This window comes from Polyangium sorediatum (genome assembly GCF_029946465.1).
Lineage (GTDB): Bacteria > Myxococcota_A > Polyangia > Polyangiales > Polyangiaceae > Polyangium > Polyangium fumosum.
Window position 1 is genome coordinate 1 of the sequence record NZ_JARZHI010000152.1, and the last position, 7230, is coordinate 7230.

The window sequence follows — 7230 nt, forward strand, 5'->3', positions numbered from 1 at the left end:
CACGGGCTCGAAGACCCAAGGGGCCACGGTCTACCGCGCCCTCTGCCTCCAGACCCCCGAACCCTAGCGCAGCCTTCAGATACAAGGGGGCGGACAGCCCCCCGCGGGGTCCGGGGCGGCGCCCCGGCACGGCGCTCAGCGCCCCGCGGCGGCGCGTGGTTCGAGGAGCGCCCGCGCGGGCCCGGGATCCTCGCCGTTCTCGTCGAGCCATGCGGCCCATGCGTCGCAGAATCGACGGAAGGCGTCGAGGTACTCGTGGTTCTTCGGTTCGAGCGCGAGCCCTTGCTGGAAATGCCGCGCTGCGCGCTCGAAATCCCCGGGGCGCGCCCGTCGTTTCTGCGCGGCCCAGCGCGCCTCCGTGCTGCGCGCCTCGCCGAGAAAGACATGGGCCTGCGCGGCGCGAGGGTTTTGCGTGAGCGCCTCGTCGAGCGCTGACGTGGCGCGCCGGAGGGTCGAGGTCGGATCACGCCCCTGCGACGCCTCGTATTCGGAGAGGACCACGTGGGCCATGCCGAGGTTTGACCAGAAATCGGCTTCGCCGGGGATTCGATCGAGGGCTCGCTCGAGAGCACGCACGGCGGCGCGCACGCTCGGCGCGGGGTTTTCCCCGCGGGCGCGCTCCGCCATGGCGCGCCGCACGAGCGCGAATCCTTTGTTGCTGTATGCGTAGCCCTGATCCGGGGCTACGAGGATGGCTTGGTCGAAGGCTCGCTCGGCTTCGGCGAGCAGCGGCACGGGATCGTGCCCGCGCGCGGAGGCCACCCGGGCCTCTTCGACCAGGACCGCCCCTACGCCATTGTGCAGATGCGGGAGCCTGGGATTGACGGTGAGCCCGGCGCGATACGTGGCGAGCGCTTGCCCGAGCAGCGGCACGGGATCCTCGCCGCGCTCTTCTCTCCGTTTTGCGAGGAGCGCGTGGATCTCGCCCCCGTAAAAGTAGGGGACGATGTGCCGGGGGTTTTCCTTCCGACCTTTTTCGAGCGCGGCCAGGGCTTCGCGCAGGTCCCCCTCGGGATCTGCGGCGCCCGGCTGCGAGGCGCGCGCGAAAAAGTTGATGGCCAGGTTCAGCCAGACGTCGCTTCCCCGCGGGTCGAGGTCGATCGCCCTTCGATAGGCGTCGATCGCCTGGCTGCGGTGCGCATCGGAAGGGAGGCCGATCTGATCCTCGTAATCGGCCCATACCTTGTGGATCAGGCCGAGGTGAACATAAAAGTCGTAGTCGTGGGCGTCGGGGATGATCTCGTTCGAGATGTCGAGCGCCTTGGCGAGTTTTCGCCGCGGGTCGACGTTCTTGCTCTGGAGGTGCTCTCCCCATTGCCGGTAGCCACGCGCGAGCTCCAGCGCGGCCTCTGGGCCCCCGGTTGGGGCGAGGGCCGCACGTTCGGCGAACCGGATCCCCTCCGCGAGGAGAAGCTCGACGTCACGCCCCTGGTTGCTCCGGTACTCGGCGAGGCTCCGGCGGAGGCGCGCCTCGACGAGGAGCGATGGCGTATGGTCGGGCAAGACGCGCAAGGCCCGATCGGCCGCGGCGACGCCACGCTCGAACGGCGGGTCGACGTCCCCTCCGCCGTACAGCTCGATCACCAGCGCCGCATATTCGAGCTCGCCGAGCGCCGCATACACGGCAGGCACGCTCTCGCCGATCTCGGCGGCGGCGGCATAGGCGTGACGGGCGGCTTCCAGATCGGCGCCCATGCGCTCCCGCTTGCCCTCGAACCGCCCGAGGAGCGCCCGGGCGAAGAGGACGTCGCCGCGCAGCAGGGGGGCCTCGTAAAACCACGGGAGCCCGTCGCCGAGCGCGTCGAGGTGGGTGAGCGCGTCGTCGTGGCGGCCCTCGTAAAACGCGAGGAGCGCGGCCACGTACGCGGCCGAGGGGACCTCCGCGCCCTCGCTCTGCGCGAGATAGGCAACCGCTGGGTCGCGATGCCGGCGCTCGACCTCGCGCTTCTTTTCCTCGCGTTGCTCCATGCTCGGGATGCGCTCCGCGTCGAGGAGGCCGCGCTGATAAAGACGACCATGAACGAGCGCCAGGGCATAGGCCACGCGGGGCTCGTGGTCGCCGTGCTCCCACGCGAGCAAGAGGTTTTGCCGGGCCCTCGTGTCGTCGTCGAGCGCGAGGAATCCCCGCCCGAGGGCATCATACCCAGGCCCCGCAGTCGCCGGGCCGGCGCCCCGGACCTCGGCTTCGAGTTCGGCCATGCCCTCGCGAATACGTTGTCGGTCCGCGCGGATGTCGTGGATCGGCGCGAGCGCCGAATACCGAGCGATGGCTTCGAGGTGCTCCACGAGGGCGGTGAACCGGCGGGCGAGCCGCTCTCGCTCGCCGGCCTGCCTCCGGGTGTACACGCCCCAGCCGAGGGCCACGAGCACCGCCGCGAGCGCGACCGCGGCGAGGGCGACGAGCCGCCGGTGCTTCCGGGCCTTCTTGCGCAGCCGATAGAGGGCCCCGGCGCGGCGCGCGAGGACCGGCTCGCCGTCGAGGAAACGCGCGAGGTCCTCCGCGAGGGCGCGCGCGGAGTCGTATCGCTCGGAGCGGTCCTTTTCGAGGCATTTCAGGACGATGGCTTCGAGGTCCGCCGGGATGCTCGGATCGAGGTCCCGCAGCCTCCGCGGGCCGACGTGGGCGATGTTCGCCAGCACTTCGAGCGGATGGTCGCCGGGGATGGGCGGCGCCCCGGTGAGAATCGCGTGGAGCGTCGCTCCGAGCGAATACACGTCCGATCGGCGATCGAGCTTGCCGGCCTCGCCGGCGGCCTGCTCGGGCGACATGTAATGGGGTGTGCCGAGGATCGCTCCCGTCTCCGACGCGCCCTCGTGCGCGGAGCGCGCCACGCCGAAATCCATGACGTAAGGCCGGAGCTCTCCTCCCTCCGTGCGCTCGACCATGATGTTGGAGGGCTTGAGATCCCGGTGGACGAGCCCTGCCTTGTGGGCCTCGTGCGCGCCGAGGGCCGCGCCGCGCACGAGCATGGCCTTTTGCTCGATCGTGAGCTCGCCGGCGAGCTCCGAGAGGGGCCTGCCGTCGATGTACTGCATGGCAATGTAAATCTTGCCGTCGATCTCGCCGACCTCGTAGACCTTGCAGACGCGCGGGTGATCGACGCGCGCCTGCGCGCGCGCCTCGAGGACGAAGCGCCGCGGCAGCTCGGGATCGTCGCCGCGGACGAATTTGAGGGCGACGTCCCGCGAGAGGCGCACGTCGCGGGCGAGGAACACCCGACCCATCCCGCCCTGGCCGAGGAGGCGAAGGGGCTGATACCGATCCCAGCCGTGAACCGGGAAGCCCTCGGAGCCCGCGGGGCCGACCGCGCCCGGCTTGAGGGTGGCGTCGAGCGAGGAAGGAGCCATCTCTGCGCGCTTCGGAGCCGACGACGTCAAACCACGAGCACGAGCTTGCCGGTGCTGGCGCGGCCGGCGAGGTCCCGGTGCGCCTCCGCCGCGTCCGCGAGCGGATACGTCTTGCCCACGATCACGCGCAGCGCGCCCTCCGCGGCCGCGGCGGCGAGCTCGGCGAGGGGCGGGGCGCAGAGCTCGCGGCGCTTGATCAGCGGCGTCATGTAATAACCGGTGATGGTCAGGTTCTTGTGCATGAGCCCGACCGGCTCCACCGTGCCGCGCACGTCCGCGGTCGCGGCGCCGAACACGACCATCCGGCCCATCGGCGCGAGGCAAGCGAGGCTGCGCTTGTACACGTCGGTGCCGCCCAGCATTTCGAGCACCACGTCCACCCCCTCCTTCACGGCCGAGCGGATCTGCGTGGCGAAATCGTCTTCCCGGTAGTTCACCACGAGATCCGCGCCGAGCGACCGCACGAGCTCCGCCTTCGCCGGCGAGCCCACCGTGCCCGCGACGAACGACGCCCCGAGCCGCCGCGCGATCTGCACCGCGAGCGTGCCCACGCCGCCCGCCGCCGCGTGCACGAGCACCTTCTCCCCGGGCGCGAGCCTGCCCGAGAGCGTGAGCACGTGGTGCGCCGTGAGGCCCTGCACCGGCAGCGCCGCGGCCTGCTCGAAGGACAGCCCCTTCGGGATGGGATAGACGCTGTACGCCGGCGCGACCATTTGCTCGGCATACGCCCCGTCGCCGAGCGCCATCACCCGATCACCGACGCGGACGTCGGTCACGCCTTCGCCGATGGCGAGCACCTCGCCGGCGGCTTCCATGCCCGGGATCGCCGGGAACGTGGGGCGAATGAAGTATTGCCCCTTCGTGAACATCGTATCGGCGTAATTGAGGCCCACGGCGCGGACGGCGAGGAGGACCTGGCCCGGCTTCGGCGTCGGCTCGGGCGCGTCCTCGACGCGGAGGACGTCGGGGCCGCCGAGGGCATGAAATCGAATGGCTCGCATGGCGCGAGCCTAGCAGCAGTTCGTCACTTGTGGCGAGGCGCTCGTAGCCCGAGCGCGTGCGAGAGCGCCGCGGCGAGGGTCCCGAACGTGCGCAGGCTGCTCGTGTCGATCCCGAGGTCGACCATGGTCGTGGCGATGGCGGGCCGGATGCCGGACACGAGGCAATCACTCCCGAGCAGCCTCGACGCGTGAACGAGCGAGAAGATGTGCGAGGCCGTATCCGTGTCCATCGCGGCCACGCCCGTCAGGTCCAGGATGGTCACGCGCGCCGCCGCGTCCACGATCGCCCCGAGGAGCTTCTCCATCATCATGCCCGCGCGCTCGGCGTCGATGCGCCCGATGACCGCCAGGAGCAGCACCCCCTCGGCCACTTGCAGGATCGGCGCCGAGAGCGCCCGGACCGCCTCGTTTTGGGCATACAGCGCGGCCTCGGCCTGGCGGCGCTCCGTCATCTCCTGCTCGAGCTCCCGATATCGCTCCTCGACCTCGCGCCGCGACGCACGCAGCTCCTCCTCGATCTGCTGCTGCGTGGTGATGTCCCGCGCCACGAAATAAATGAGCCCGTCCTTCGGCACGCTCGTCCACTCGATCCACCGGTACGCGCCGTCCTTGCATCGATATCGATTCTTGAAGGTGAGGACGACGTCCCCCTGGGCCATCCGGCTCACCTCGCCGATCGTCGGCGCTTGGTCGTCCGGGTGCACGAACGAGAGGAAGGGCTGCATGCGGAGCTCTTCACGCGTGTAGCCAAGGCGGCCCTCCCACGAGGGCGAGAGCTCCACGAAATAGCCCTCCATCGTGGCAATGCCCAGGAGGTCGGCCGCCAGCTCGAAGAGGAGCCTGTACGTATCCTGCTTCGGCGCGTCTTTTTGAGGTTCGGCCGCGACTTCGTCTCGTTGCTCGTCCACCATCTCCCCTGGTCTCCCCCGGCCCCCCGAAATCCCCCGAATCCCCTGAAATCCCGGATGTTAGGCCGCCGCGCGAATTCCTGTCAAGCAGCCTCGCGCGCGGATGGAAGCTCTGCGCGCAAGCGGAGTACGTCGGCATACCGGGACTCCACGGCAGGTTCGTGGCCGCGACACGTGCGGGTGATTCGTTTTCCTCGCCTCGACGGGCGGCCAGGTGTACCCTTCCGCGCAGCATCATGGCCTCGACGCGTCGCGCCCTCGTGATCGGAACCGGTACGGGCGGCCTCGCCTCCGCCGCCTTCCTCGCCAAGGACGGGTTCGACGTGCTCGCCCTCGACGCAGACGCCGAGATCGGCGGCTACCTCGCGCCTTTTTCGAAGGACGGATTCGTCTTCGACCAGGGTCTGCACTACGTCGGCGCCTGCCGCCCAGGCCAGCTCGTGCACGACCTCTTGCAATCCCTCGGCGTCGATGCAGGCGAGCTCTTCCACGAGCTCAATCCCGACGGATTCGACCTTTACCGATTTCCCGACCTCGATGTCCAGGTGTGCCGTCCACTCGCCGCCTACCGCGAGCGCCTCGGCGTCCTCTTCCCGGAGGAATCGAAGGGTCTCCGCCATTTCTTCGGTTTGCTCGACGGCGCGGCGCGGATGCACGACGCGCTCGCCCGGGGCATCCTCGGCCGGCCCGTCCTCACGGATCTCGTGGCGCTCACGGGCGTGCCAGCCCTCCTGCAATGGAGCCAGCGGCCCCTGCGCGAGCTCATCGAGCAAAGCACCTCCGACGAGCGCCTGCGCGCCGTGCTCGCCGGCCAATCCGGCGCATGGGCCCTGCCACCCTCGCGCGTGGTCGGCCTCGCCGCGCTGCTCTACATGGCCCATTTCAGTGACGGCGCGTTCTTCCCGCGCGGCGGCGGCGGGGGCCTGCGCGACGCGCTCGTGCGCGCCGCCGAAGCAAAAGGCGCGCAATTCCGCACGCGCGCCCTCGTCGAGCGTATCGAGACCGAGCGCGGCCGCGTGACCGGCGTCGTGCTCGCGGGGGGCGAGAGGATCGAGGCCGACATCGTCGTCTCCGCTGTGGACCCCGCGCTCACCCTGGGCCGGCTCGTGTCCGCTTCGGACCTGCCGACCTCACTCCGGCGCAAAGCCGCCGTGATCGAGCCCTCCATGGCGACCTTCCAGATATGGCTCGGCCTGCGCCGGGACCTGCGGACATACGGGCTCGGCGCGCAAAACGTGTGGCTGTATCCGTCCTACGACGTCGAGGAAGGTTTCTCCGCGCGATTCACAGGAAAACTGCCGCCGCGGCCGATGCTGTTCCTCTCGCCGACCTCGATCAAAGATCCAAGCGGCACCCTCGCACCGGAGGGCAGCTCGTCCTTGGTCGTACTCACCTACGTGCCGCACGCGCGCTTCCGCAAATGGCAATCGCTCCCCGAGGCGGAGCGAGGGCCCGCCTACGCAGCCTATCGCGACGAGATCGCAGCCTGGATGCTGAAAGAGCTCGACGCGCGGTACCCCGGGCTCGTGGGCGACGTGGTCGTGCAAGCCTACGGCACGCCGCTCACCGCAGCAGACCGAACGCGCGCAGCCGCCGGCGCCCCCTTCGGCCCCGCAATGACACTCTCGCAATGGGGACCCAAAGGATTCCGCACACGCACGCCCGTGACCGGCCTGTATCTCGCAGGCTCCGGGGTCTTCGGCGGCGGCGTGGCGCCATGTCTCCTGTCTGGGCTTGCGGCGTCCTTCATGGCAAAGCTCGCCCCGAAGTGAGGCGCCGCGCTGGGGCTTTGCCCCAGGCCCCACCCGGGGCTGTCCGCCCCGGGACCCGGACCAGCCAGGGGCTGGACCCAAGCTCGATGAACTGCGCGATGCGCAGTTCATCGAACAGGCCCGGTCAAGACCAGCAACGACCCTGCCCACCAAGACCGCCGCGCTGCGGGTTCGGCTGGCACCCCGGCTTCTTCGTCGGCC

The 7230-nt window shown here is 70.1% G+C and carries 4 protein-coding genes; 1 reads left to right on the forward strand and 3 read right to left on the reverse strand.

The genetic code is table 11. From position 1 onward, the window contains the following. Window positions 1-135 precede the first annotated feature (135 nt). From QHF89_RS49575 to QHF89_RS49585, 3 genes are read right to left on the reverse strand one after another with little or no spacing between them, the layout of a single operon-like run. Window positions 136-3348: a protein kinase domain-containing protein gene (locus QHF89_RS49575; protein WP_136973390.1), complete on the reverse strand. Its 3213-nt coding sequence runs from the start codon at window positions 3346-3348 to the stop codon at window positions 136-138. Between the two features lie 26 nt (window positions 3349-3374). Next, a complete protein-coding gene (locus QHF89_RS49580; RefSeq protein WP_136973389.1) occupies window positions 3375-4349 on the reverse strand; it encodes a quinone oxidoreductase family protein in 975 nt (324 codons plus the stop codon). 23 nt (window positions 4350-4372) lie between these two features. Next, window positions 4373-5260 (reverse strand): PAS domain S-box protein, encoded by an 888-nt coding sequence (locus QHF89_RS49585; protein ID WP_136973388.1) that lies wholly within the window; start codon window positions 5258-5260, stop codon window positions 4373-4375. A 233-nt stretch (window positions 5261-5493) separates the two neighbouring features. Here QHF89_RS49585 and QHF89_RS49590 point away from each other — a divergent pair, with 233 nt between their 5' ends. After that, window positions 5494-7029 (forward strand): phytoene desaturase family protein, encoded by a 1536-nt coding sequence (locus QHF89_RS49590; RefSeq protein WP_136973387.1) that lies wholly within the window; start codon window positions 5494-5496, stop codon window positions 7027-7029. Window positions 7030-7230: the final 201 nt, after the last annotated feature.

What these genes read in the sequence shown, in the direction of transcription:
- QHF89_RS49575 (WP_136973390.1), bottom strand. Translation starts at nt 3,348, where the DNA reads ATGGCTCCTTCCTCGCTCGACGCCACCCTCAAGCCGGGCGCGGTCGGC.
- QHF89_RS49580 (WP_136973389.1), bottom strand. Translation starts at nt 4,349, where the DNA reads ATGCGAGCCATTCGATTTCATGCCCTCGGCGGCCCCGACGTCCTCCGC.
- QHF89_RS49585 (WP_136973388.1), bottom strand. Translation starts at nt 5,260, where the DNA reads ATGGTGGACGAGCAACGAGACGAAGTCGCGGCCGAACCTCAAAAAGAC.
- QHF89_RS49590 (WP_136973387.1), top strand. Translation starts at nt 5,494, where the DNA reads ATGGCCTCGACGCGTCGCGCCCTCGTGATCGGAACCGGTACGGGCGGC.